The organism is Sphingomonas sp. PP-CE-3A-406 (assembly GCF_003688625.1).
Lineage (GTDB): Bacteria > Pseudomonadota > Alphaproteobacteria > Sphingomonadales > Sphingomonadaceae > Sphingomonas.
On record NZ_RCWY01000002.1, the window covers coordinates 78602 to 102524 of the forward strand.

Below are 23923 nucleotides of genomic sequence, written 5' to 3' on the forward strand. Positions count from 1 at the left end.
CGTCCGAGCCACCGTCAGCGGTCGGCATCAGCGTTCCGCATCAACGTTCGGTGGTGACGCCGGGAGGCGGTTCGGAGATGAAGCCTACACGGGCGAACCCGGCCTGCTGCATCGTGTAGATCGTGGCGCCGATGCAGCGATACGGTGCGTTCACGTCGCCGCGGATATGCGCCTCGGGCAATTCGAGGCCAGCGGCATTGGCACCGCCCTGACGCGCGATCTCCGCCTTCAGCTTGTCGACGCCCCGCTGCAGCAACTCTTCGTGAGTCACCGGGGAAAGACCCCAATATACTTGGCACTGTCCGTTGGCCGACGTCACCGAGAGCGAGACGTTCTCGGGCTTGGTCATCGTCGGATCGAAGCGAACATCCGGCAGCTTCAGCTGCACCGCCTGGACCGCGACCGTGGTCGTCACCAGGAAGATGATCAGGAGCACGAGCATGACGTCGACCAGCGGCGTCGTATTGATGTCCGATATCGAACTCTCGGTGGAATCGCCACCAACACTCATCGCCATGTGCGAACTATCCTATCCATTTGATCGCCACCGGAACTGCCGGCGGCAATGAAGCGGAGCCGCTGCGGACAGCAGCCCCGCCTTTTGCGCATCTTGATTAGCGCGGCACGCCACCGGTCTGGCCGGCAGTCGTGGTCGTCGTGGCAGGCTTCGTGACCGGCTTAGCAGGACCAGCGATCGCCGGGCGAACCGCACCGTTCGACGCCAGGAAGCCGAGCACGTCGTTCGAGAAGGCCGACAGGTCCTCTGCGATCGACTTGTTGCGGCGCTGCAGCCAGTTGTACGACAGAACGGCAGGAACCGCGACGACCAGACCGAGGGCGGTCATGATCAGTGCTTCACCGACCGGCCCTGCAACCTTGTCGATCGATGCCTGGCCCGATGCGCCGATCTTAACCAGTGCGCGGTAGATGCCGATAACCGTACCGAACAGACCGATGAACGGCGAGACCGAACCGACCGTCGCGAGGAAGGCGAGACCGCCACCCAGCTTCGAGTTGATCGCAGCTTCCGAACGCGCCAGCGAGCCGTGCAGCCAGTCATGTGCCTCGACCGGATCGGTCAGCTTCGAATGCTGCTCCTGAGCGGCCAGACCGTCGTCGACGATCTGCTTGTAGGCCGAGTTCTTCTCGAGCTTGGCCGAACCCTCGCGGAGGCTGTTCGACGACCAGAAGGCCTGACGGACGCGCTTGCCCTGGCCGATGATCTTCTGCTGCTCGAACAGCTTCGAGAACAGGATGTAGAACGACACGACCGACATCAGCACGAGGATGCCGAACACGGTCTGCGAAATCAGGCCGCCCTCGCGGAGTGCGGCTTGCAGGCCGTACGGGTTGGCGTCGGCTGCGGCGGGCGCTGCCGCTGCAAGAATGGTGGTGATCATGTTCGGTTAGTCCTCTGACTATAGTCTATGTCTGAAACGAAAGGTGCAGCGTAAACTGACCAGAGTATCGGGCCCAAATCATCAGGCCCGATAATCCCTGGCCCAAATCACTGAGGCGGGATCTTCCACGTCACGCGACGCGAAGAACTCGACCGGATCGGATTGCCCGCCGTGTCCACTGCCGGCGAATACCGACCACGCCGTGTGATCGCGGCGCAAGCGGCCCGATCCAGCGCGGACGATCCGCTCGACGATGTGACGCGGCAGTTCTCGACGCGACCCTGGGTGTTGATGTCCCAGGCGATCCCGACGGTCCCTTCTTCCTCGGCACGCAGCGAGCTCGGCGGATAATCGTCCGTCGAAACCCACTGCGCAGGATCACCCTTCGCACCGGCTGCCTTGCTGACCACCGGAGCGGGCGGCGCTGGCGCCACCGCCGGCGACGGCGGTGCCGGCGGTGCCGTCGGCTGGAACTTCGGGATGATGCTCGACGTCGTCAGCGCGGGCGCTGGCTGCGGCGTTACAACGACCGGCGGCGGCGTCACGACCGTGGTCGGTGGCGGCGGCAGGTTGGGCTGGTCAGGCGGCGGCGGCGGGGGCTCGTCGGGCGGAGGCGGCGGCGGCGGCGGCTCCACGTCGAACGTCGTCATCTTTTCTTGGGCCTTTTTCACGTACTGATACGCGAGGCCCGTGACGAAAGCGTAGCCCAAGGCCGCATGAATCAGCGCGACGATCACGATCGCGACGATTTTGCCTCCGGACATCTTCTGGTCAGTATAGGCCATTCAGAAACGACACTCCCTTAATCTGCCTGCTCCGTACGCACGTGTTCGCACCAAGTGCGCGACGCATACGTCTGCCGTTGGCCGGAATAACCACGGGGCAGTACCCGAGTCCTATCGCCACGTTCCGCGACACGCAAACGCTTTGTCGGACGCAACAAACGTACAACCTCGGGATGGCAGAATTATTTCTGTATCGTTCAGCTCCGATGGCGTAGCGCAAAGCGATGAAAATCTCCTTTCACGTTACGGCTTGCGTCAGCATCATCGCTTTGGCGGCGGGACCGATTTCTGCGTCCCAAACCGCCGTTTCCCCCCGTTATCCGACAAATGCGCCTTCATCCGTGCCGTCGTCGGCGGCATCGTCCTTCCAATATTCGGACCTAGCCGATCTCGTCCTGTCCGCGCCCGTGATCGCCGATGCGACCGTCCGATCGACCGTCCGGATCAAGCCGTCGGAGGCACCTGGTCTCACTTCGGGACAGGTTAGACTTTATGTCGAGGTCGATGTCGGGACGCTGATCCGGGGCGCAAACGGCCTGCCGCCCCGAATCGGCTACCTGCTCGACGTCGCGCCCGATGCGCGCGGCCGCATCCCCAAATTCAAGAAGGCGCGGGTGTTGCTGTTCGCGCGGCCGGTCGCCGGCTCGGTCAACCAGGTGCAGCTCGTCGCGCCGGATGCGCAGATCGACTGGACGCCCGCCGCGCAGGCCACCGTCCGCCAGATCGCGGAAGCGGCCCTGGCCGCCGATGCGCCGACGGTCATCACCGGTGTCGGCAATGCCTTCCATGTGGCCGGCGCGCTGCCCGGCGAGGGCGAAACGCAGATCTTCCTGACGACCGCCGATCAGCGCCCCGTATCGCTGTCGATCCTGCGTCGCCCCGGCGAGCAACCGCGCTGGGCGGTGGCGCTGAGCGAGATCGTCGACGAATCGGCCGCCCCGCCCAAGCCCGAGACATTGCTGTGGTATCGTCTGACGTGCGCGCTGCCGTCGACGCTGCCGGATCACAGCACCACGTCGCTCGAAGCCGCCGACGCGGTCGTCGCGCGCGAGGACTATGCCTTCGTGCTGAAGGCGCTCGGCCCCTGCGGTCGAACGCGCAAACTCTAGCCGAGCGCAGGCGGGCGGACGTCGATGATCTGGCCGGTGGTCGATCGGGCGCAGTCGAGGAACTCCGCGGCGGCATCGACATCGGCGTCGCACGCGCCCTCCTCGGCGAATACCGCGTTGACCCGGCAGCCCGGCGCGCGCTCGATCGCCAGCGGTGGAATCGCAGCGCGCGCCAACGCGGTCCAGAGCGCGTTCGCGGATGGCTGTACGACGACGACGACGATCGACTCGGCCTCGGCACTCCGGATCAACGAGACGATGTCGCCGTCCGACTCGAGAGTCAGCCGCACCATTCGGCTCCGCTGATCAGCGGCGATGGCGGACGAGAGTCACGCCGATCGCTTCGTCCGCCTCGGCGATCGCCAGTTTGACGATCTTCACCTGCACGCGCAGCACGCGCGCATCCTGCAGGAACAGCGTCTCGCAGATATGATCCGCGACGCCTTCGATCAGCGTGAAATGCACGCCGGATGGCAGCGCGGTGGTCGCCGCGTTCTTCAGGTCGAGGTAGTTCTTCGACGCCGACAGCGGCGTATCCGGCGCGAAGCGCTTCGGGCAGACCATGTCGACGGTCAGCGAGATCCGCAGCGGCTGCGGCAGGTGCGTCTCCTCCGAATAGATGCCGGTCAGGACCTGCACTTCGAGATCGTGGACTTCGAGTTGAAGACTGTCTTCCATCGCCGCGCCTCTAGCAGACGCACGCCGAGATGAAAGTCGGCTCTTCGACGGGGCGATGCGATGCCGATGGCTTACGCGAGTCTCACCCCCGGTTATTCTTGCGTTCAGCCTCGCCAAGGCTAAAGCGCGCTGCCCTCGCCGTTCATGCTCGGACGCCTTCGGGGCAGGAGATGCCGGTGATTACGCTCGTCCCCCTCGACACGATCAATCCGACCGCGGTCGAGATGCTGCTCGATGCCGCCTTCGGTCCCGATCGGTTCACGCGCACCGCCTACAAGATCCGGGGCCCCGGCAGGCCGATCGCCGCGCTCAGCTTCGCGGCGGTCGAGGACGGCGCGCTGGTGGGCTCGATACAGTGCTGGCCGATCGCGCTGATCGACGACCACCGCGAGAGCCCGCTGGTGATGGTCGGTCCGGTCGCCGTCGCCCCCACCCGGCAAGGCGACGGAATCGGCCGCAGCCTCGTCGCGCAGGTACTCGATGCCGCCACCGCGAACGGCCTCGGCGACGCGCTCATGCTGATCGGCGATCCCGACTATTATGGCCGGTTCTTCGGGTTCACAGCAGACCGCACCGCCCGCTGGAACGCGCCCGGCCCGGTCGAGCGCCACCGCCTGCTCGCCCGCGGCGAAGCGGTCCCGGATGGCACCGGAATGCTGGGTCCGCGCCTGCCAGTCACCGCATCCGCATAAGCCGCCGCTTTACCTAGCCCCCCTGCCCGCCTAGTCCGCCGCCATGCCCATGGACCCCATCCCCGATATCGCCTCGCTCAGCCTCGCGGAAATCGCGCGGCTGGTCGAGGAAGCCAAGCTCCCGCCCGTCGAGAAATGGAATCCGACGCATTGCGGCGACAGCGAGATGCGGATCGCGCGCGACGGGACCTGGTATCATCAGGGCTCGCCGATCGGCCGGCCGGCGATGGTACGGCTGTTCTCGACGATCCTGCGCCGCGAACCCGATGGCAGCCACGTGCTCGTCACGCCGGTCGAAAAGCTCGATATCGAGGTCGAGGACGCCGCCTTCATCGCGGTCGAGATGAAGGCGGAGGGCAGCGGTCGCGACTCGAAGCTCGCCTTCCGGCTCAACACCGGCGACCTCGTCACCGCAGGCCCCGAGCATCCGCTGCGCTTCGTCGAGGATACGGATGGCCCGCGCCCCTACCTCGCGGTGCGCGGCGGGATGGAGGCGCTGGTCGTGCGCTCGGTCTATTACGAACTCGCCGAGCGCGCGATCGCCGACGACGCGACTCCCGCCGGGTTGTGGAGCGATGGCGCGTTTTTCCCGCTGGAGCCCGCTGCATGAACCTGACGGAACGGCTGACCGCGGCGCTGGCGAAGGGCGCCGGGTCGCACATGATCCTGCTCACCGGCGACCAGCATGACGGCGATCTCACCGCCGCCGACACGTTGCTTCCCGCCGCGGTGCTGATCGCGGTGACCGACCGCGCCGATCCGGGCGTGATCCTGACGCAGCGCACCGACACGATGAGCCGCCACCCCGGCCAGATCGCGTTCCCCGGCGGTCGGATCGATCCCGGCGAGGACGTCGTCACCGCTGCGCTGCGTGAGGCCGACGAGGAGATCGCCCTCCCCCGCGACGAGGTCCGCGTGATCGGCGAGGCCGACAGCTACCGCACCGTCACCGGGTTCCAGGTGACGCCGGTGATCGGGATCATCCCGCCCGACCTGGTCTTCACACCGAGCGAAGCGGAAGTCGCCAGCGTCTTCGAAGTCCCGCTCGCATTCCTGCTGGACGAGGCGAACCATGTCGAGGCGACGCTCGAATGGCAGGGCCACGACCGGCATTATTACGAGATCATGTGGAACGAGCGCCGTATCTGGGGTGCGACCGCAGCGATGATCGTCAACCTCGCGCGCCGCCTGAGGTGGTCTTGATACTCCCGGCTGCGCCGTGGCGCGACCGTGACGGCCTGGAAGCACTGACCAAGGTTCTCGGCGCGGTGGAGGGCGAGTCGCGCTTCGTCGGTGGCGCGGTGCGCGATACTCTGCTCGGGATCGACGTCGCCGATGTTGATATCGCCACCCGCCTGCCCCCGCAGGAGGTGATCGAGCGGCTGCAGGATGCGCGGATCAAGGCGGTCCCGACCGGGCTCGCACACGGCACGATCACCGCGGTCACCGCCGCAGGACCGGTGGAGGTGACGACGCTGCGCCGCGACGTCTCGACCGACGGTCGCCATGCGATCATCGCCTATACCGACGACTGGCGCGAGGATGCGGCGCGCCGCGACTTCACGATGAACGCGCTCTACGCCGACCCGGCGACGGGCGAGATCTTCGATTATTTCGGCGGCCTGGACGATCTCGCGGCCCGGCGCGTCCGCTTCATTGGCGACCCGTTGCAACGGATTGCCGAGGATCACCTTCGCATCCTCCGCTTCTTCCGCTTCCACGCGCGGTTCGGCACCGCGATCGACGAAGCCGGGCTCGACGCCTGCACCGCACGCGCCAACGACCTGATGGCGCTCTCGCGCGAACGCGTCGCGAGCGAAGTGCTAAAGCTGCTGGTCGCGGCCAACGCCGTGCCTGTGGTCGCCCTGATGGTCGAGCGCGGCATTTTCCGTGCGGTTTTGCCGGAGATCGATGCGGCCGGTGCCGAGCGCCTCGCTCTTCTCGCCGACCGCGAAGCCGCGGCCGGCATCGCGCCGGACCCGATCCGTCGGCTCGCGATGACGATCGCTCCCGCAGCGGCCGAAGCCGTCGGCGCGCGTCTGAAGCTGTCCAACACCGACCGCAAGCGCCTGATCGCCGCCACCGCCGGGCCGGGCACCGAAGGCCCGCAGGCACTCGCCTACCGCACCGGCATGACCGTCGCGATCGACCGCCTCTTGATCGCCGGCGAAGACGTCACGCCGATCAAGGACTGGACGCCGCCCGCCTTCCCGTTCTCCGGCGGGGCGCTCGTGGAACGCGGTCTGCGCAGGGGGCCGGAGGTCGCCGCGATGCTTCGCCAGGTCGAGACGCGATGGATCGCAGAGGGCTTTCCGGATGCAGCGAGGGTCACGGTCATCGCGGATGAAATGGTCGCAGCGGCGGTACTTTAGGCTCCGCTTCCCAGCCCCGGCTCCAACCTGGCGAGGCTGAGGCGACGACGATGCATTCGCCGGGTCTAGCCGGCCTCGGCGGGAACGATCATCGCATACGCCGCATCCGCTTCGAGCGGTCGCGCGTAGAAATATCCCTGCCCATAGGTGCACCCGAGCGCGGTCAGCGTCTGCGCCAGGTCGAACGTCTCGACGCCCTCCGCGGTCGTCTTCATGCCCAGCGCCTGCGCCAGGCTCAGGATCGCGCGGACGATCGAGACCTTGTCGCGGTCCGCGAGCATGCCGGTGACGAAGCTGCGGTCGATCTTGAGCACGTCGATCGGCAGCTTCTGGAGGTAGGCGAGGTTCGAATAGCCGGTTCCGAAATCGTCCATCGCGAGCGTCGTGCCGAGCGCCTTCAGCGCGTGCATCGTCTTGGCGATACGATCCGGATCGGTGACGATCGCGCTCTCGGTCAATTCGAGCGTGAACCGGTCGCCCGCGAGCCCGGTCGATGCGAGCGCGGCCTCCACCACGGGTGCGATCGCGTCGCGCTGGAGCTGGATCGCCGACAGGTTCACCGCCAGCCGGACGCCGCAATCGCCGCCAAACCGCGCATCCCAGGCCGCGAGCGTTCGGGCCGCCTCGTCGATCGCCCAGCGTCCCAGCGGCACGATCAGCCCGGATTCCTCGGCCACCGGGATGAAGGTGGTCGGGCAATGGCGCTGACCGCTCGCATCGGTCCACCGCGCCAACGCTTCGAACGAGACGATCCGGCCGCTGGAAAGATCGCAGATCGGCTGATACGCAAGCCGCAGCTCGCGGTTCTCGATCGCCCGGCGCAGCGCGGTTTCCATGCTGAACTGCGCGCGCGCGATCGCGAAATCCTGTGGCAGATAACTCTCGGCAAGGCCGCTCGCCTTGGCGCGCTTCACCGCGAACTGGGCGTGGCGGATCAGTTCGGCGACATCGCTCGCGTCGTCCCCACCATAGGCGATACCCACCGAACACTCGACACTGATCTCGTAGTCGGTCAGCCGGAACGGCGTGGTCAGCGTCCGCTGGATCCGTTCGGCGAGCGCGTGGGCCTCCTCCCGATCGTCGTCGATGGTCATCAGGATCCCGAACTGATCGCCACCGATCCGCGCGAGCATGTCCCGTCCGCGCAACGCACCCTTGATCCGCCGCGCCACGGTGATCAGCAGCTCGTCGCCCGCGAGCGATCCCAGGCACGAGTTCAGCCGACCGAACCGATCGATATCGACCGCGAGCACCGCGCTGATGCTACGGTCGGGCACGGTCTCGATCAGTTCCTCGAATCCCTCCCGATTCGGCAGCCCGGTCAGGCTGTCGGTCGTCATTTCGCGTCGGAGGCTACGCTCGGTCTGGATCTGCGACGTCTGGTCGATGAAGCTCACCGTGCACCGGTCGTGCATCCAGGCGAACGTCCGCGCCATCGTCACGCGGTAATAGCGGCAGTCGACCGCATCCCCCAGCGTCCAGTCGGTATCGATCCGCAGCTGCTGGCTCTCGAGAAACGCCCGAATTCGCGGCCCGAGGTCGACGATCATCGGCGATCGCTCGGCAACCACGCCCAGTCCCGCGAGACGGTAGGCCCGGTTCATCGCAAAGAGCTCGAAAGCCCCATCATTGAGATGGATATGCACGGCCGGAATGGGAATGAGTTCCAGCGCGCGCGAAACCAGATCGGTCGCGGTCGTCAGGTGCGTCGTCGCATCCGGGGCTGTCGATGCCATACCGATTGCATACACGTCCTTCGTTAAGACGAACTGAAGGAACCGCATCGGTTCATTTCGTCATATCGCGTTAAGTCGTTGGTTTACGGTACGCTAGCCAAAGCGATTATCGCGCGGGAACCCGGTCGGTGGCATTCTTCCGGCCGCGCCGCGCGCCGCCCGCCACGGTCCAAGGTCCGATTCGGTTCTGGTCCGACCGGTACCGCCGCCCATCGCCCAGCTCAGGCCCTCGGCGAACGTGAACGTGATCGCATCCGCCAGCCCGCCGTCGCGATAGCGCTGCAACTGAAGCCCCTGCCCGCGCGTCATCTCGACCAGTTCGGCGAGCGGGAACACCAGCATCTTCCGGTTATCGCCGATCGCCGCGACGTAATCGTCATTGGGGCCGATCGGACGGACGATCTTCAGCTGCGCACCCGGCCGCGGCGTCATCACCGTCTTGCCCTTGCGGGTCTCGGCGATCACTTCGGCGCTGCTCACGGAGAAACCACGGCCGTCAGTGGCAACGACCAGCAGTTTGGGATGCTTGCTCGCGGGCAGCAGTGCGACGATCCCGACGCTGCCGTCGAGATCGATCATCGCGCGCACCGGCTCGCCGAACCCGCGTCCGCCCGGCAGCTTGTCCGCCGCCAGCGTGTAGAACCGCCCGTTCTCGGCGGCGAGCAACAGCTTGTCGGTGGTCTGCGCGTGGAACGCATAGGCCGGGCCGTCACCCTCCTTGAACTTCAGCGCCTCCGGGCTCGCCAGATCATTGTGCCCCTTCATCGCGCGGATCCAGCCGCGCTGCGACAGGATCACGGTGATCGGCTCGCGCTCGATCATCGCCTCGAGCGGGATATCGCGCGTCGGGGCGTGCTCCTCGATCGTCGTGCGCCGCTTGCCGAGCACCGTCTCCAGACCATAGCGGTCGCGGATCTTCGCCATGTCGCGCTTCATCCGCGCGCGCTGCTTCTTCGGATCCGCCAGCAAGGCGGCGAGCGTCGCCTGCTCCTTGTCGAGCTTGTCGCGCTCGGTCTTGATCTCGAACTCTTCCAGGCGCCGCAGACTGCGCAGCCGCATGTTGAGGATCGCTTCGGCCTGGCGATCGGTGAGCGCGAACTCGGCGATCATCACCTTTTTCGGCTCGTCCTCGGTGCGGATGATCTCGATCACGCGGTCGAGATTGAGATACGCGATCAGATAGCCGTCGAGCAGTTCGACCCGGTCGGCGATCTTCGCCAAGCGGTGCTCGGTCCGCCGGCGCAACACGACGAACTGGTGATCGACCCACGCCGCCAGCGCCTCGCGCAGAGACATCACGCGCGGTGTGCGATCCTTGTCGAGCACGTTGAGGTTGAGGCTGATCCGCGTCTCGAGATCGGTCAGCCGGAACAGCCCGTCCATCAGGATCTGCGGATCGACCGTGCGGCTGCGCGGTTCGAGCACGATGCGGATCTCGGTATCCGATTCGTCGCGCACGTCGGCGAGGATCGGCAGGCGCTTGGCGTTGATCAGGTCGGCGATCTGCTCGATCAGCTTGCCCTTCTGCACGCCGTACGGGATTTCCGTGACGATCAGCTGCCAGCCGCCACCCTTCTCGCGCTCGGTTTCCCAGCGCGCGCGGACGCGGAAGCCACCACGCCCGGTCGCGTAGGATTCGCGGATTACCGCAGGCGGATCGACGACGAGTCCACCGGTCGGGAAATCGGGGCCCTTCACGTGGCTCAGGATCGCGGCATCGTCCGCGTCGGGCGTATCGATCAGCACGATCGCCGCCTCCAGCAACTCGGCCGCATTGTGCGGCGGGATGCTCGTCGCCATGCCGACTGCAATCCCGGCCGCGCCGTTCGCCAGCAGGTTCGGGAACAGCCCCGGGAACAGCTCGGGCTCGTGATCCTCGCCGTTGTACGTCGGGCGATACGCGACCGCGTCCTCGTCGAGCCCGTCCATCAGGTCGATCGCGACCTGCGTCAGCCGCGCCTCGGTGTAGCGATAGGCGGCGGCATTATCGCCGTCGATGTTGCCGAAATTGCCCTGCCCGTCGACCAGCGGATAGCGCATCGCGAACGACTGCGCCAAGCGGACCATCGCGTCGTAGACCGACTGGTCGCCGTGCGGATGATATTTACCGATGACGTCGCCGACGACGCGCGCGCACTTCTTGTACCCCTGCGCCGGGTCGAGCTTGAGCAGTCGCATCGCCCATAAGAGGCGCCGATGCACCGGCTTCATCCCGTCGCGAACGTCGGGCAGCGACCGCGCGGTGATCGTCGATAGCGCATAGACGAGATACCGCTCGGACAACGCGCTATCGAAGGGGGCGTCGACGATGGAGTCGAACGGATCTTTGAAATCGGTGGCCATTGCGCGCAGCGATAGCAGCCGCGAGCGAAACGATCAAAGCATGAACGCAACGAACCCTGCGGCATGCCCCGACGCGACGATATGCCCGCATGACGCGGTCGATCGAGCCCGCTACACCAACCCGATGATCCGCCTCGCCTTTCTCGCGCTCGCCGCGATCTCCACGCCTGTCATGGCGCAAACGCCCGCTCCCCCGCCGCCCAAGCTGTTGACCTGGCCCGACCTGACCAAGCTGCCCAAACCGACGCCCGATGCAACCGTCGACTATGGCATCGACCCGATGCAGAAGGTCGACGTCTGGCTCCCTAAGGGCGCGCGCGGAAAGGGCCGGTTCCCGGTCGTCGTGATGGTGCATGGCGGCTGCTGGACGACGAGCATCGCCGATCGCAGCCTGATGAACTGGATCGCCGACGACCTCCGCAACGCCGGCATCGCGGTCTGGAACATCGACTATCGCGGCGTCGACCGGACCGGCGGCGGCTATCCGGGGACGTTCGCGGACGCTGCGACGGCCGCGGACCAACTCAAGGTCAGCGCCAAGACGTTCAACCTGGATACGCGCCGCGTGCTTGCGATCGGTCACTCGGCCGGTGGCCACCTCGCGCTCTGGCTCGCCGCCCGCCCCAAGATCCCCGCGTCGAGCTCCCTCCATACCGCGCAGCCGCTCCGCATCCGCCAGGTCATCAGCCTCGGCGGTCTGCCCGATCTCGAAGCCACCGCGACCAACGCCGACAATGGCTGCGGCACCGAAGTCGTCGCGAAACTGGTCGGCGCGCCCACGCCGCAGCATCCGGACGTGTACGCCGACACCTCGGTCCCGCGCCTGCTGCCGCTCGGCGTAAAGCAGGACCTGATCAACGGCCGCGAAGACCGGATCATCCCCTTCGTGATGGCGACCGACTACATCGCCAAGGCCAAGGCGGCCGGCGACACCGCCACGCTACACACCATTCCTGCGACCGGCCATGTCGAACTGATCACGCCGGAAACGCCTGCCTGGGCCGAGGCTAAACGCCTGATCCTGACCTATTTCGGAAAGAGCCAGTGACGCTCGAAGACGCCCGCGCGCTCGACGCGACCGATCCGCTCGCCGCCTACCGCGACAAGTTCGCGCTCCCCAAGGGCGTGATCTACCTCGACGGCAACTCGCTCGGTGCGCTTCCCAAGGCCACGCCCGCCGCGCTCGCCGACGTCGCAACGCGCCAATGGGGCGACCGCCTCATCCGCAGCTGGAACGAAGGGTGGATCGAGGCCCCCCAGCGGATCGGCGCGAAGATCGCCCCGCTGATCGGCGCGGCCGCGGACGAGGTGATCATCGGTGACACCACCTCGACGCACCTCTTCAAGGCCTTGGTCGCCGCTCTCCGCAGCAACCTCGACCGCCACACCGTCATCAGCGAGGCCGGCAACTTCCCCACCGATCTCCACATCGCGGAAGGCGCTGTCGCCTGCGTCCCCGGCGCGCGGTTGAAGGTCGTCGTCCGCGAGGACCTTGCCGCCGCACTCGACGACGACACCGCGGTGCTGCTGCTCACCCACGTGCACTACAAGACCAGCGACCGCTTCGACATGGCCGCCTGGACTACCCGCGCCCACGAAGCCGGCGCGCTCATGCTCTGGGACCTGAGCCACAGCGTCGGGGCGGTCCCGATCGACCTCGACGGCGCGAACGCCGATCTCGCGGTCGGCTGTACGTACAAATACCTCAACGGCGGCCCCGGCGCGCCCGCGTTCCTCTACGTCGCCAAGCGCTGGCAGCACGCGCTAGCCAGCCCGCTCTCCGGCTGGATGGGCCACGCCGCGCCGTTCGCGTTCGAGGACGCCTACCGCCCCGCCCCCGGCATGAAGCGCTGGCTCGCCGGCACCCCCGCGATGCTCTCGACCGCCGCCCTCGAAACCGCACTCGACCTTTGGGCCGACATCGACCAGCAACTCATCGCTACCAAGAGCGCTCAATTGTTCGACATCCTTGCCGCAGCCGGCGACGCATTGGGTCTCGACTGCGTAAGCGCCCGAGACCCCGCCAAACGCGGCAGCCACATCAGCTTCCGCTACCCGCACGCTTACGCCTTGACCCAAGCACTCATAGCTAGAGGCGTCATCGGTGACTTCCGCGACCCCGATATCCTCCGGCTGGGGCTCACGCCGCTATATCTCAGCCATGAGGATGTCTGGCGTGCTGCCGAAATCCTGCACGAAACGATCGAAACCGAAGCGTGGCGCGATCCAGCCTTCTCCCAACGCCTGGCGGTCACGTAAGGGCGAACCTCATCCCATCGCTGCGAGCTTTGCTCTGGCCGCGTCCGCCAGGAATCCCGACCGATTGCTCGCGACACGGTCGATCCGCGCGAGCAAACCTTCGTCGATCGAAACCTGCACGCGCACTGCCCGCCCGGGCCGATCACCGCGAACCAGCACGCGAGCCGCCTCGTCGACGTCCGGATCAAGTGCGATCGTGTCGATCGCTGACGGCTCAGGAATTGGATCGCCATATTGCGCCATGATCGCCAGATGGCCGCTCAACGCCTCCTCCGCGCCAAGCGCCGCCTCCTGCATCGTCACGCCCGCCGAGGTACATCCGGGTAAGTCAGGGAAAAATACGCCGAAGCCGGTATCTGCGCGCTCGATAATGGCAGGGTAGTGGACGATCGCCATGACTCTCAAATCCTTCAAGGAATGTAACCAAGCCGCGCACCTAGCGAAGCCGCACGCCACTCTGCCGCTCGATGCTTTTGAGCGTACCGATCGCCATCTCCGATTTGGGATGCGGCACAGTCACCGTTCCCGGCAATGTCGCGTGACGAAAGTGCCTGTGCGATCCGGTTTGCCGGACCTCGACCCAACCGGCTTTGCTAATCCGTTTGATGATCTCGGCACTTCGCATACCCGCCCTGATACACACTTATACACAATGCAGTACAGGGTTTCAACGGTTCGCGTTGCAACCATAGTCGCAGCTGACGCCGCGATTGCACCCCTCGCACCCTTCGCCTATAGGCGCGGCCTATTCCGGCCTCGGCTTCGCGAACGATCTCGCGTAGGCTGGGGCCGCTCGATTTTCATCGCTCGATTTCCAGGGGACCGCGCATGGCTCGCCGCCGCCAGATCTACGAAGGCAAGGCCAAGATCCTCTACGAGGGTCCCGAGCCGGGCACGCTGATCCAGTATTTCAAGGACGACGCGACCGCGTTCAATGCCCAGAAGAAGGGCACGATCAACGGCAAGGGCGTGCTCAACAACCGGATTTCCGAGCACATCTTCACGCTGCTCGATCATATCGGCGTGCCGACGCATTTCATCCGCCGTCTCAACATGCGCGAGCAGTTGATCCGCCAGGTCGAGATCGTCCCGATCGAAGTCGTCGTGCGCAACGTCGCTGCGGGCTCGATCTCGACGCGTCTCGGGATCGAGGAGGGCACCAAGCTGCCCCGCACGATCATCGAATATTACTACAAGGACGATGCGCTCGGCGATCCGATGATCTCCGACGAACACATCGCCGCGTTCGGCTGGGCAAGCCAGGAGGAGATGCACGACATCGCCGACCTCGCGATCCGCGTGAACGATTTCCTGTGCGGGCTGTTCGCCGGCGTCGGCATCCGCCTGGTCGACTTCAAGCTCGAATTCGGCCGCATCTTCGACAACGACTTCGGTCGCATCATCCTCGCCGACGAGATTAGCCCCGATGGCTGCCGCCTGTGGGACATGGAAACCAACGAGAAGATGGACAAGGATCGCTTCCGTCGCGATCTCGGCGGCGAAGTCGAAGCGTATCAAGAGGTTGCACGCCGTCTTGGCCTGCTCCCCGAAGGGGCTGACAACGCCGTTCTCGACCTCGAAAAGCATCGCAAGAACCGGGGCAAGTAAATGAAACTCAAGGTTTTCGTGACATTGAAGCCCGGCGTGCTCGATCCGCAGGGCCGGGCGATCCACCACGCGCTCGGCAGCCTCGGCTTCGACGGCGTGCAGGACGTCCGCCAAGGCAAGCTGATCGAACTGGAAGTCGCCGACGATACCGACGACGCGACGATCGACGGCATGTGCCGCAAGCTGCTCGCCAACACGGTGATCGAGAATTACCGGGTCGAGCGCGCATGAAGACCGCCGTCATCGTCTTTCCGGGCTCCAACTGCGACCGCGACATCGCCGTCGCGCTGGAGGCGGTGACCGGCGTCAAGCCGCTCATGGTCTGGCACGGTGATGCGGACTTGCCGGCGGATGTCGGGCTGGTCGCGGTGCCCGGTGGGTTCTCGTACGGCGACTACCTCCGCTCGGGCGCAATCGCGGCGCGGTCGCCGATCATGCGCGCGGTCGTCGAGCAGGCGGGCAAGGGCTTGCCCGTGCTCGGTATCTGCAATGGCTTCCAGGTGTTGACCGAAGCGGGGCTCCTGCCCGGCGCTTTGATGCGCAACGAGGGGCTGAATTTCGTCTGTCGCGACGTCGCGCTGACGGTCGAGACGGCAAGCTCGACGTTCACGTCGGGCTATACCGCTGGTGAGCGCGTCTCGTTCCCGGTCGCGCATCATGACGGCAATTACTTCGCCGATACCGAGACGCTCGACCGCCTCGAAGGCGAAGGCCGCGTGGCGTTCCGCTATGCCGAGAGCGTCAACGGTTCGGCGCGCAACATTGCTGGCCTGCTGAACGACAAGGGCAACGTGCTCGGCATGATGCCACATCCCGAGCGTCGCATCGAAGCCGCGCACGGCGGCACCGACGGACGGCGCTTGTTCGAGGGCCTGCTCGAAGCCGTCAGCGCCTAACCCTTCGTCATCCTGGGCTCGACCCAGAATCCAGAGCCACGAGCGCATCCGCGTTTGGCTCTGGATCCCAGCTTTCGCTGGGATGACGGACGGCGCTCAAACCCGCGTGCGGAACGGCGAGAAGTCCGTCCCTCGATCATACACGTCCACACCCTCGCGCCGCTTGAGCCACCCGACCGCGACATACGTCAGCGGCGTCAGCAGCACCTCCCACGACACCTTCAGCAGGAACTGGCTGACCATCACCATTAGCATAGCGTGGACCGGCCAGTCCGGTGCGCCGTAAAACGCGAGCGGGTAGAAGATCAGGCTGTCGAACGCCTGCCCCACGATCGTACTGCCGATCGTCCGCGTCCACAGCATCCGCCCCTGCGTCCAGATCTTCATCCGCGCGAGCACGAAGCTGTTGGCGAACTCGCCCACCCAGAATGCGCAGATCGACGCGAACACGATTCGCGGCACCTGTCCGAACACGGACTCATACGCCGCTTGGCCCGTCCAGCCGACATCGGGCGGCAGGGCGACGACGACCGCCGACATGAACACCATGAACAGCATCGCGCCGAACCCCGCCCAGATGCAGCGCCGCGCTCGCGCATAGCCGTACACCTCGGTCAGGACGTCGCCGATCACATAGCTGACCGGAAAGAACAGGATCCCCGCGCCGAACGGCCACGCGCCGATGAACGGCAGGTCGATCACCGCGCGCTTCCCCGCGCCGATCACATTCGACAGCAGCAGGATCGTGACGAACGCGGCCATCACGAAATCATAATAGCGGAACTGCCCGCCCGACACGTCGCTCGCGGCGACTCCGATGGCGTCCGACGCCACGCCCCTGCCCTGATCGATATCCATGCGGCGCGTTATGATGACGGTTCCAAGCGCGCGCAATCCACGCTAATCGGTCCTCAGCGCGCGCCCGTAGCTCAGTTGGATAGAGCAAGGAGCTTCTACCTCCTCGGTCGGGGGTTCGACTCCCTCCGGGCGCGCCAATTTCCGCTGCCGGTCCCGTATCTCGCACGGATGATATCGTTACCGTGCCATGGGCGCTCGCGCTCTACGGCGCATGATCTTACACCTCGCTGGTACGATATATCCCGGAGGTATGCGCAGCGGACGATCCATTGCCCCCCTGCTATGGCCGTTCAAGCATCGGTCACAATCCCGGTTTACGGCAAAGATCGTATAATCGCGGTTGCGCGGGATGGCCCGGGGATAGCATAGCATCCGCGACGGCCAACCGGGACTTGACGACTCCGCCAAGCAGCATACGGTAACGCTAACAATTTCGGAGAGGATGACATCGTGGACATCGCATTCGCATCGGCGCGGGCGTTGCCTGCCGATTGGGAACAGGCGGCCTTGCTCGGTCGGATCGACTTGGGCGACGGACCAACCCCGGTCATCGTTCGCGGCGGTCGCGTGTACGACATGTCGTACGTGGCGCCGACCGTCGCGGCGCTGATCGAGGCGGGCAGTTTCGATACTGGGGCCGGCACCGATCTCGGCCATCTCGACGACCTGGCGCTATCGGTCGACGCGGACGCGACGCCGCGACTGCTGAGCCCGATCGACCTGCACTGCGTCAAGGCGTCCGGCGTGACGTTCGCGGTCTCCGCGCTCGAACGCGTCATCGAGGAACGCGCCCGCGGCGATGCCTCGGCGGCGGCGGCGGTCCGAACCCGTCTCGAGGAACGCGTCGGCGGGAGCATCCGCTCGGTCGTGCCCGGATCGCCCGAAGCGGCCGCGCTGAAGGCCGCGCTGATCGAGGACGGCATGTGGTCGCAATATCTCGAGGTCGCGATCGGCCCGGATGCTGAGATCTTCACCAAGAGCCCGACGCTGTCGACGATCGGCTGGGGCGGCGAGGTCGGCATCCGCTCCGATTCGACCTGGAACAACCCCGAGCCCGAGGTCGTGCTGGTCGTCGACCGCAACGGCAAGACGATCGGCGCGACGCTCGGCAACGACGTGAATCTGCGCGATTTCGAAGGCCGCAGCGCATTGCTGCTCGGCAAGGCGAAGGACAATAACGCGTCCTGCTCGCTCGGACCGTTCATCCGCCTGTTCGACGACGGCTTCGGGATGGACGACGTCCGCGCATCCGAGATCGCGCTGACGATCGACGGTGCCGACGGATACCGGCTCGAAGGCAGCAGCTCGATGGACCAGATCAGCCGCGATCCCGAGGATCTCGTCCGCCAGGCGATGAGCGAGCACCAGTATCCCGACGGCTTCGTGCTGTTCCTCGGTACGTTGTTCGCGCCGACGCAGGATCGCGACGAGCCCGGCCGTGGCTTCACGCATGCGGTCGGCGACGTCGTCACGATCTCGAACCCGAAGCTCGGCGCGCTGGTCAATCCGGTGACGACATCGAAGGACGCCGCACCGTGGAACTACGGGATCGGCGACCTCATGCGCAATCTGGCAGGTCGCGGCCTGCTGGCGCAAACCAAGAACCAGGGAGCGTAACCCCGTGCTGCAGAAGACCCAAGCCGCCGACCAAACGGCGATCTATCCCAGCCTCAAGGGCAAACGCGTTCTCATCACCGGCGGCGCGTCCGGGATCGGTGCGGGGCTGGTCGAGGCGTTCGCGCGGCAGGGCGCGCACGTCGCGTTCGTCGACATGGCCGTGGATGCGGCGCACGACCTGATCGCCACGCTGACGCCGGCCGTCGCGACCGCGCCGATCTTCCTCCCGCTCGACCTGCGCGACATCGATGCGCTGAAGACGACGGTCGCGACGATCGAAAGCCGGCTCGGCGGGATCGACATCCTGATCAACAACGCCGCCAACGACGATCGCCATACGATCGAGGAGATCACGCCGGAATATTGGGATGAGCGGATGGCCACCAACCTGCGCCACCTGTTCTTCGCAGGCCAGGCCGTGGTGCCGTCTATGAAGCGCGCCGGCGGCGGTGTGATCCTCAATTTCGGTTCGATCTCCTGGCATCTCGCGCTGCCCGAACTGCTGATCTACCAGACCGCCAAGGCCGGCATCGAGGGCATGACCCGCGCGATGGCCCGCGACCTTGGTGGCGACGGCATTCGCGTGAACACGATCGTCCCCGGCAATGTCGAAACGCCGCGCCAGCTGAAATGGTACACGCCCGAAGGCGAGGCCGAGATCATCGCCGCGCAGTGCCTGAAGACCCGCGTCCAGCCCGCCGATGTCGCGGCGCTGGTGCTGTTCCTCGCCTCCGACGACGCGCGGATGTGCACCGGTCACGACTATTTCGTCGATGCGGGGTGGCGCTAAGATGGCGAACGACACGGTCGTCGCGACCAGCATCTGCGACGTCGGCGCGACGCTCGGCGAGGGCCCGATCTGGGTCGCCCGCGACGCGGCGCTCTGGTTCGTCGATATCAAGGCGCCCTGCGTCTACCGGTTCGATCCCGCCTCGGCATCGCTGGACTCTTGGGAAGCACCCGATCAGGTCGGCTGGGTGATCCCGGAAACCGGTGGCGGCTTTCTCGCCGGCGTCCGCGGCGGGCTGCACCGGTTCGACCCGGCGACCGGGGCGTTCGATCTGCTCGCACCCGTTCACGTCGAGACGCCCGGCAACCGCCTCAACGACGCGGCACGCGCGCCCGATGGCCGGGTCTGGTTCGGCACGATGGACAACGCCGAAACCGCCATGTCCGGACACGTCTATCACTGGCAGGCCGGCACGCTGACGCAGACCGACGTGCCGCCCGTCGCGATCACCAACGGCCCTGCGATTTCACCTGACGGCCGCACGCTCTACACGGTCGACACGCTCGGCAAGCAGATCGACGCGTGGACGGTCAGTGCCGATGGCACGCTCGACAATCGTCGTCCGTTCATCGTCGTGGGCCCCGACGATGGCCATCCCGACGGCGCGATCTGTGATTCCGAAGGCGGCGTCTGGGTCGGTTTCTTCGGCGGATGGGCGGCGCGTCGCTATGCGCCGGACGGCACCTGCACCGATGTGGTGCGCTTCCCGGTCGCGAACATCACCAAGATCGCGCTCGGTGGCGCGGACGGCCGGACCGCCTATGCGACGACCGCGGCGAAGGGCCTCGACGCCGCAGCGCTTGCGGAACAGCCGCTCGCCGGCAACCTGTTCACTTTCCGCGTCGCGGTCCCAGGCGTTCCGGTCGAGCTGGTCACGCTCTAGAGCCCAATATGGCCATCCCGACGAACGGGATGGCCATATTGCCCTCAGTGGTTATGCCGCGGCGTTTTGGCGGAAATCCCACGATACTTCACCGCGAAGTCGAGCACGCCGCCTTCGGCGAGCTGCCCGGTCTTCTCGCGGTACAGTTCCTCCCACGGCGTATTGCTCTCGGGCACCGGTGGCAGCCCCTCGCCCTTGCGTCGCGCGATCTCGTCTGGCTCGACCAGTGCGTCGCACGTGCCCGCGACCAGATCGATCCGCACCATGTCGCCCGTCCGGATCCACGACAGGCCACCGCCGACCGCGCTCTCAGGCGAGACGTTCAGGATCGAAGGGCTGTCCGACGTCCCCGACTGACGCCCGTCGCCGAGTGTCGGCAGCGCCAGCACGCCACGCTGGATCAGCGCGTCGGGCGGCTGCATGTTCACGACCTCCGCCGAGCCCGGCCAGCCGATCGGCCCCGCACCGCGGATCACGAGGATACAGCCCTCGTCGATGTCGAGCGCGGGATCGTTGATCCGGTGATGATAATCGTCCGAGCCCTCGAAAACGATCGCCCGCGCCTCGAACCGATCTTCCGCGCCCGGCGTCGAGAGATACCGCTCGCGGAACGCCGGCGAGATCACCGACGTCTTCATGATGCCGAAGTCGAACAGGTTGCCCTTGAGCACCAGGAAGCCCGCGCGCTCCATCATCGGTGCGTCGAACGGCTTGATCATCTCGCGGTCGCGCGTCTCACGCCCGGCGATGTTCTCGCCGATCGATCGCCCGGTGACCGTCAGGCACGACGTGTCGAGCTTCCCGCCCGCGATCAGTTCGTGCAGCACCGCGGGCACGCCGCCCGCGCGGTGGAAGCGCTCGCCGAGATACTTGCCCGCCGGCTGCATGTTGACCAGCAACGGCAAGTCGTAGCCATGATCCGACCAGTCCTCCGGGTACAGCGTGACGCCGGCGTGCTGCGCCATCGCCATGATGTGCGGCTGCGCGTTGCTCGACCCGCCGATCGCGCTGACCACGCGGATCGCGTTGAGGAAGCTGTCGCGCGTGAGGATCTTCGACGGGCGCAGATCTTCGTACGCCATCTCGACGATCCGCCGTCCGGTCTCATACGCCATCTGCCCGCGCTCACGGTACGGCGCTGGGATCGCCGCGCAGCCGGTCAGCGAGAGCCCCAGAGCCTCGGCGACCGCGTTCATTGTCGACGCCGTGCCCATCGTGTTGCAATGCCCGGCCGAGGGCGCGCTGTCGGTGGCGCGGTTGAGGAACTCCTCCTCATCGATCTCGCCCGCCGCCAGCTTGCGCCGACTGCGCCAGATCACGGTGCCCGACCCGACCAGTTCGCCATCATGCCAGCCGTCGAGCATCGGCCCGCCCGACAGCACGATCGCCGGGATATCAACGGTCGACGCCGCCATGATGCCGCTCGGCGTGGTCTTGTCGCAGCCGGTGGTCAGCACGACCGCATCGATCGGATAGCCGTAGAGCGTCTCGACCAGCCCCAGATACGCCAGGTTGCGATCGAGCGCCGCGGTCGGACGCCGGCAATTCTCGAAGATCGGATGGACCGGAAACTCCATCGCGATGCCGCCTGCGTCACGGATGCCGTCACGCGTGCGCTTGGCGAGTTCGAGATGGATACGGTTGCACGGGCTCAAGTCGCTACCTGACTGGGCGATGCCGATGATCGGCCGTCCTGAGCGCAGTTCCGCCGGCGTCAGCCCGTAATTCATGAAGCGTTCGAGATAGAGCGCGGTCATGTCGGAGCGGGCGGGATCGGCGAACCAGTCGCGCGATCGGAACGGCCTTACCGGTACACGGTCCACTGCAAACTCTCCTGAACACCATTCTTCGATGGGAGCGCTACCGCGACGGCCGCCATGCGGTCAAGCGTGGACGCACCCGCGTAAACGCCGCGCCGGTGCGGCATCCGATTGATCGCATACCAGATAGTTGTCGGGCAGGACACGGCGGTCCGCCCCGCTGCTCGCAGAACGTGGCGCAGGCCCGATGCTCGCTGGAGGCATGCTGGCACGCGATCGACGAAGCTACGTTCGCCAAGAGCGCAACCGTCATGCGCCAATCCTCCGTTCGCCGTGCGTATTACCCGCAATCGCGGACCCCGCCAGCAGTCCTTGGCTTGCGTGTTATCGGTCACACCCTTATTTCGTCTGCGACACCAAGCGATCCGCTACCAAAATGTCGCGACGCGGCCGATGCGCGTCACGACCGACCTGGAGAATTGAAATGGACGGCACCTTCCCGATCGGCGCGCGCGCCGTAAGCAGCGACGTCACCTTCCTGGCGATCGACCCATCGACCGACGCGAAGATCGAGCCCGCCTTCGCCGTGTCGAGCGAAGCCGACGTCGCCGAAGCCTGCAAGCTCGCCGAAGTCGCCTTCGACGTTTTCCGCGAGATCGATCCCGAGGCCCGCGCCATATTCCTGGAGACGATCGCCGACGAGATCGAGGCGATCCACGAGCCGCTCGTCGCGCGCGCGATCCAGGAAAGCGGCCTGCCCCGGCCTCGTCTCGAGGGTGAGCGCGGTCGCACCACCGGCCAGCTCCGGCTGTTCGCCAAGCATCTCCGCGCCGGCACCTGGGCTTCGGTCGTGATCGACGAGGCCCAGCCCGACCGCAAGCCGATGCCACGCTCCGATCTGCGCCAGCGTCGGATCGCGGTCGGCCCGGTCGCGGTGTTCGGTGCGTCGAACTTCCCGCTCGCCTTCTCGGTCGCAGGCGGCGACACCGCGTCCGCACTCGCTGCCGGTTGCCCGGTCGTGGTCAAGGGTCACCCCGCACATCCCGGCACGTCGGTGATGGTCGGCAAGGCGATCCAGGCCGCGGTCGCCAAGTGCGGCCTGCCCGAAGGCGTGTTCTCGCTGGTCCAGGGTCCTGCAAATGAACTCGGCGCGGCACTCGTCAAGGATGCGCGGATCAAGGCGGTCGGCTTCACCGGTTCGCGTGGCGGTGGCCTCGCGCTGGTCGCGCTCGCCGCGGCGCGTCCCGAGCCGATCCCGGTCTATGCCGAGATGAGCAGCATCAACCCCGTCATCCTGTTCCCGGCGGCGCTGGCCGCGCGCGGGCAAGCGCTCGGCAAGGCCTATGTCGGCTCGCTGACGATGGGTTCGGGGCAGTTCTGCACCAACCCCGGCATCGTCGTCGCGGTGGATGGTCCGGATCTCGACACCTTCGTCGAAGCCGCCGCCGCTGCCCTCGGCGAAGCTGCGCCGCAGGTCATGCTGACCCCGGGTATCCACGCCAGCTACGACAAGGGCGTCGCCGCGCTCGCCGGTCACGACTCGGTCGAGACGGTGGCGCGTGGCACCGAGGCCGACGGCGCAAACCGCGGCCGCGCCGCGCTGTTCTCGACCACCGGCAAGGCGTTCGTCGCCGATCCGGCGTTGTCGCACGAAGTGTTCGGGGCAGCGTCGATCATCGTCCGCTGCACCGATCTCGCCGAGGTCCGCAGCGTGCTGGAGAAGATCGAGGGCCAGCTGACGATCACGTTGCAGATCGACGAAGGCGATTACGCCGACGCCGCAGCGCTGGTGCCGACGCTCGAGCGCAAGGCTGGGCGTATCCTCGCCAACGGCTGGCCGACGGGTGTCGAGGTCGCCCCGGCGATGGTCCACGGCGGCCCCTTCCCGGCCACGTCGGACCCGCGCACGACCTCGGTCGGCACCGCGGCGATCGAGCGCTTCCTGCGCCCGGTCTGCTATCAGGACCTGCCCGACGCGCTGCTGCCGAAGGCCGTCAAGCACGGCAACCCGCTCGGCCTGCCGCGCACCGAGGGCTGATTCGGTAAGCGACAAGGTGGTGGGAGCCGGTCGGTGCGAGCCGCCGAACGACGGCCCCCACCCCCTTGTTCTCCCGCGAAGGCGGGAGCCCAGACTGGG

25 protein-coding genes and 1 tRNA gene are annotated in these 23923 nt (G+C 66.4%); 15 read left to right on the forward strand and 11 right to left on the reverse strand.

Annotated elements, in window-relative coordinates:
• Nucleotides 1-40: 40 nt before the first annotated feature.
• The 3 genes from C8J44_RS06800 to C8J44_RS06810 form a co-directional block, all read right to left on the reverse strand.
• Entirely contained in the window at nucleotides 41-517 is a 477-nt protein-coding gene (locus tag C8J44_RS06800; RefSeq protein WP_056050686.1) for a biopolymer transporter ExbD, read from the reverse strand.
• 97 nt (nucleotides 518-614) lie between these two features.
• Complete coding sequence (locus tag C8J44_RS06805; RefSeq protein ID WP_056050688.1) at nucleotides 615-1400, reverse strand: MotA/TolQ/ExbB proton channel family protein; 786 nt, start codon at nucleotides 1398-1400, stop codon at nucleotides 615-617.
• A 107-nt stretch (nucleotides 1401-1507) separates the two neighbouring features.
• Entirely contained in the window at nucleotides 1508-2185 is a 678-nt protein-coding gene (locus tag C8J44_RS06810) for an energy transducer TonB (RefSeq protein WP_056050690.1), read from the reverse strand.
• Nucleotides 2186-2409: 224 nt separating this feature from the next.
• On the opposite strand from C8J44_RS06810, the gene C8J44_RS06815 reads away from it, so the two are divergent.
• On the forward strand, nucleotides 2410-3294 hold the full coding sequence (locus C8J44_RS06815) for a hypothetical protein (protein ID WP_183128732.1): 885 nt from the start codon (nucleotides 2410-2412) through the stop codon (nucleotides 3292-3294).
• Here C8J44_RS06815 and C8J44_RS06820 read toward each other — a convergent pair.
• A complete protein-coding gene (locus C8J44_RS06820; RefSeq protein ID WP_147453149.1) occupies nucleotides 3291-3584 on the reverse strand; it encodes a Rossmann fold domain-containing protein in 294 nt (97 codons plus the stop codon). The genes C8J44_RS06815 and C8J44_RS06820 overlap by 4 nt on opposite strands.
• Nucleotides 3585-3600: 16 nt before the next feature.
• Nucleotides 3601-3972: a dihydroneopterin aldolase gene (locus tag C8J44_RS06825; protein WP_121903944.1), complete on the reverse strand. Its 372-nt coding sequence runs from the start codon at nucleotides 3970-3972 to the stop codon at nucleotides 3601-3603.
• A gap of 176 nt (nucleotides 3973-4148) precedes the next feature.
• Between C8J44_RS06825 and C8J44_RS06830 the strand changes: the two genes are divergently transcribed.
• Genes C8J44_RS06830 through C8J44_RS06845 form a run of 4 tightly spaced genes read left to right on the forward strand, consistent with a single transcriptional unit; the run spans nucleotide 4149 to nucleotide 7036 of the window.
• The gene (locus tag C8J44_RS06830) at nucleotides 4149-4664 is read left to right on the forward strand and encodes a GNAT family N-acetyltransferase (RefSeq protein WP_121904617.1); all 516 of its coding nucleotides are present in this window, start codon (nucleotides 4149-4151) and stop codon (nucleotides 4662-4664) included.
• Nucleotides 4665-4707: 43 nt separating this feature from the next.
• Nucleotides 4708-5274: a DUF1285 domain-containing protein gene (locus C8J44_RS06835; protein ID WP_060527022.1), complete on the forward strand. Its 567-nt coding sequence runs from the start codon at nucleotides 4708-4710 to the stop codon at nucleotides 5272-5274.
• A complete protein-coding gene (locus C8J44_RS06840) occupies nucleotides 5271-5867 on the forward strand; it encodes a CoA pyrophosphatase (protein ID WP_121904618.1) in 597 nt (198 codons plus the stop codon). The genes C8J44_RS06835 and C8J44_RS06840 overlap by 4 nt, the downstream gene beginning before the upstream one ends.
• Nucleotides 5858-7036: a CCA tRNA nucleotidyltransferase gene (locus C8J44_RS06845; protein WP_259466752.1), complete on the forward strand. Its 1179-nt coding sequence runs from the start codon at nucleotides 5858-5860 to the stop codon at nucleotides 7034-7036. The genes C8J44_RS06840 and C8J44_RS06845 overlap by 10 nt, the downstream gene beginning before the upstream one ends.
• 65 nt (nucleotides 7037-7101) lie before the next feature.
• Here the strand turns inward: C8J44_RS06845 and C8J44_RS06850 are convergent, their stop codons facing one another.
• A complete protein-coding gene (locus C8J44_RS06850; protein ID WP_121904619.1) occupies nucleotides 7102-8772 on the reverse strand; it encodes a bifunctional diguanylate cyclase/phosphodiesterase in 1671 nt (556 codons plus the stop codon).
• A 93-nt stretch (nucleotides 8773-8865) separates the two neighbouring features.
• Nucleotides 8866-11115 (reverse strand): DNA topoisomerase IV subunit A, encoded by a 2250-nt coding sequence (gene parC, locus C8J44_RS06855; protein WP_121903946.1) that lies wholly within the window; start codon nucleotides 11113-11115, stop codon nucleotides 8866-8868.
• A 40-nt stretch (nucleotides 11116-11155) separates the two neighbouring features.
• Here parC and C8J44_RS06860 point away from each other — a divergent pair, with 40 nt between their 5' ends.
• Entirely contained in the window at nucleotides 11156-12163 is a 1008-nt protein-coding gene (locus C8J44_RS06860; RefSeq protein WP_259466753.1) for a S9 family peptidase, read from the forward strand.
• Nucleotides 12160-13374 (forward strand): kynureninase, encoded by a 1215-nt coding sequence (gene kynU / locus C8J44_RS06865; protein WP_121903947.1) that lies wholly within the window; start codon nucleotides 12160-12162, stop codon nucleotides 13372-13374. Before C8J44_RS06860 ends, kynU begins: the two co-directional genes overlap by 4 nt.
• Nucleotides 13375-13383: 9 nt before the next feature.
• Here the strand turns inward: kynU and C8J44_RS06870 are convergent, their stop codons facing one another.
• Together C8J44_RS06870 and C8J44_RS06875 are read right to left on the reverse strand one after the other, a co-directional pair.
• A complete protein-coding gene (locus C8J44_RS06870) occupies nucleotides 13384-13770 on the reverse strand; it encodes a type II toxin-antitoxin system HicB family antitoxin (protein WP_121903948.1) in 387 nt (128 codons plus the stop codon).
• A 40-nt stretch (nucleotides 13771-13810) separates the two neighbouring features.
• The gene (locus C8J44_RS06875) at nucleotides 13811-13999 is read right to left on the reverse strand and encodes a type II toxin-antitoxin system HicA family toxin (protein ID WP_121903949.1); all 189 of its coding nucleotides are present in this window, start codon (nucleotides 13997-13999) and stop codon (nucleotides 13811-13813) included.
• Between the two features lie 203 nt (nucleotides 14000-14202).
• Between C8J44_RS06875 and purC the strand changes: the two genes are divergently transcribed.
• Genes purC through purQ form a run of 3 tightly spaced genes read left to right on the forward strand, consistent with a single transcriptional unit; the run spans nucleotide 14203 to nucleotide 15878 of the window.
• A complete protein-coding gene (purC, locus tag C8J44_RS06880) occupies nucleotides 14203-14982 on the forward strand; it encodes a phosphoribosylaminoimidazolesuccinocarboxamide synthase (protein ID WP_056050712.1) in 780 nt (259 codons plus the stop codon).
• The gene (gene purS, locus C8J44_RS06885) at nucleotides 14983-15213 is read left to right on the forward strand and encodes a phosphoribosylformylglycinamidine synthase subunit PurS (protein ID WP_056050714.1); all 231 of its coding nucleotides are present in this window, start codon (nucleotides 14983-14985) and stop codon (nucleotides 15211-15213) included.
• Nucleotides 15210-15878, forward strand: coding sequence for a phosphoribosylformylglycinamidine synthase subunit PurQ (gene purQ / locus C8J44_RS06890; protein ID WP_121903950.1), 669 nt, complete (start codon nucleotides 15210-15212; stop codon nucleotides 15876-15878). Before purS ends, purQ begins: the two co-directional genes overlap by 4 nt.
• Before the next feature lie 96 nt (nucleotides 15879-15974).
• Here purQ and C8J44_RS06895 read toward each other — a convergent pair whose 3' ends face one another.
• Entirely contained in the window at nucleotides 15975-16736 is a 762-nt protein-coding gene (locus tag C8J44_RS06895; RefSeq protein WP_121903951.1) for a queuosine precursor transporter, read from the reverse strand.
• A 60-nt stretch (nucleotides 16737-16796) separates the two neighbouring features.
• On the opposite strand from C8J44_RS06895, the gene C8J44_RS06900 reads away from it, so the two are divergent.
• The 4 genes from C8J44_RS06900 to C8J44_RS06915 all read left to right on the forward strand — a co-directional run bounded on the left by C8J44_RS06900 (nucleotide 16797) and on the right by C8J44_RS06915 (nucleotide 20026).
• Nucleotides 16797-16873 (forward strand) — tRNA-Arg (locus C8J44_RS06900).
• A gap of 313 nt (nucleotides 16874-17186) precedes the next feature.
• A complete protein-coding gene (locus C8J44_RS06905) occupies nucleotides 17187-18353 on the forward strand; it encodes a fumarylacetoacetate hydrolase family protein (protein ID WP_259466754.1) in 1167 nt (388 codons plus the stop codon).
• 4 nt (nucleotides 18354-18357) lie between these two features.
• On the forward strand, nucleotides 18358-19143 hold the full coding sequence (locus tag C8J44_RS06910; RefSeq protein ID WP_121903953.1) for an SDR family NAD(P)-dependent oxidoreductase: 786 nt from the start codon (nucleotides 18358-18360) through the stop codon (nucleotides 19141-19143).
• Nucleotides 19127-20026: an SMP-30/gluconolactonase/LRE family protein gene (locus C8J44_RS06915; RefSeq protein ID WP_259466755.1), complete on the forward strand. Its 900-nt coding sequence runs from the start codon at nucleotides 19127-19129 to the stop codon at nucleotides 20024-20026. Before C8J44_RS06910 ends, C8J44_RS06915 begins: the two co-directional genes overlap by 17 nt.
• Before the next feature lie 44 nt (nucleotides 20027-20070).
• Here C8J44_RS06915 and C8J44_RS06920 read toward each other — a convergent pair whose 3' ends face one another.
• Entirely contained in the window at nucleotides 20071-21849 is a 1779-nt protein-coding gene (locus tag C8J44_RS06920) for an IlvD/Edd family dehydratase (RefSeq protein WP_121903955.1), read from the reverse strand.
• Between the two features lie 421 nt (nucleotides 21850-22270).
• Here C8J44_RS06920 and C8J44_RS06925 point away from each other — a divergent pair, with 421 nt between their 5' ends.
• On the forward strand, nucleotides 22271-23824 hold the full coding sequence (locus tag C8J44_RS06925) for an aldehyde dehydrogenase (NADP(+)) (RefSeq protein WP_121903956.1): 1554 nt from the start codon (nucleotides 22271-22273) through the stop codon (nucleotides 23822-23824).
• Nucleotides 23825-23923: the final 99 nt, after the last annotated feature.

Bases quoted from the DNA above. Each gene is read 5' to 3' on its own strand.
- C8J44_RS06800 (WP_056050686.1), bottom strand. From the start codon at position 517: ATGGCGATGAGTGTTGGTGGCGATTCCACCGAGAGTTCGATATCGGAC.
- C8J44_RS06805 (WP_056050688.1), bottom strand. From the start codon at position 1,400: ATGATCACCACCATTCTTGCAGCGGCAGCGCCCGCCGCAGCCGACGCC.
- C8J44_RS06810 (WP_056050690.1), bottom strand. From the start codon at position 2,185: ATGGCCTATACTGACCAGAAGATGTCCGGAGGCAAAATCGTCGCGATC.
- C8J44_RS06815 (WP_183128732.1), top strand. From the start codon at position 2,410: ATGAAAATCTCCTTTCACGTTACGGCTTGCGTCAGCATCATCGCTTTG.
- C8J44_RS06825 (WP_121903944.1), bottom strand. From the start codon at position 3,972: ATGGAAGACAGTCTTCAACTCGAAGTCCACGATCTCGAAGTGCAGGTC.
- C8J44_RS06835 (WP_060527022.1), top strand. From the start codon at position 4,708: ATGCCCATGGACCCCATCCCCGATATCGCCTCGCTCAGCCTCGCGGAA.
- C8J44_RS06840 (WP_121904618.1), top strand. From the start codon at position 5,271: ATGAACCTGACGGAACGGCTGACCGCGGCGCTGGCGAAGGGCGCCGGG.
- C8J44_RS06850 (WP_121904619.1), bottom strand. From the start codon at position 8,772: ATGGCATCGACAGCCCCGGATGCGACGACGCACCTGACGACCGCGACC.
- parC (WP_121903946.1), bottom strand. From the start codon at position 11,115: ATGGCCACCGATTTCAAAGATCCGTTCGACTCCATCGTCGACGCCCCC.
- C8J44_RS06860 (WP_259466753.1), top strand. From the start codon at position 11,156: ATGAACGCAACGAACCCTGCGGCATGCCCCGACGCGACGATATGCCCG.
- C8J44_RS06870 (WP_121903948.1), bottom strand. From the start codon at position 13,770: ATGGCGATCGTCCACTACCCTGCCATTATCGAGCGCGCAGATACCGGC.
- C8J44_RS06875 (WP_121903949.1), bottom strand. From the start codon at position 13,999: ATGCGAAGTGCCGAGATCATCAAACGGATTAGCAAAGCCGGTTGGGTC.
- purC (WP_056050712.1), top strand. From the start codon at position 14,203: ATGGCTCGCCGCCGCCAGATCTACGAAGGCAAGGCCAAGATCCTCTAC.
- purS (WP_056050714.1), top strand. From the start codon at position 14,983: ATGAAACTCAAGGTTTTCGTGACATTGAAGCCCGGCGTGCTCGATCCG.
- purQ (WP_121903950.1), top strand. From the start codon at position 15,210: ATGAAGACCGCCGTCATCGTCTTTCCGGGCTCCAACTGCGACCGCGAC.
- C8J44_RS06895 (WP_121903951.1), bottom strand. From the start codon at position 16,736: ATGGATATCGATCAGGGCAGGGGCGTGGCGTCGGACGCCATCGGAGTC.
- C8J44_RS06915 (WP_259466755.1), top strand. From the start codon at position 19,127: ATGCGGGGTGGCGCTAAGATGGCGAACGACACGGTCGTCGCGACCAGC.
- C8J44_RS06925 (WP_121903956.1), top strand. From the start codon at position 22,271: ATGGACGGCACCTTCCCGATCGGCGCGCGCGCCGTAAGCAGCGACGTC.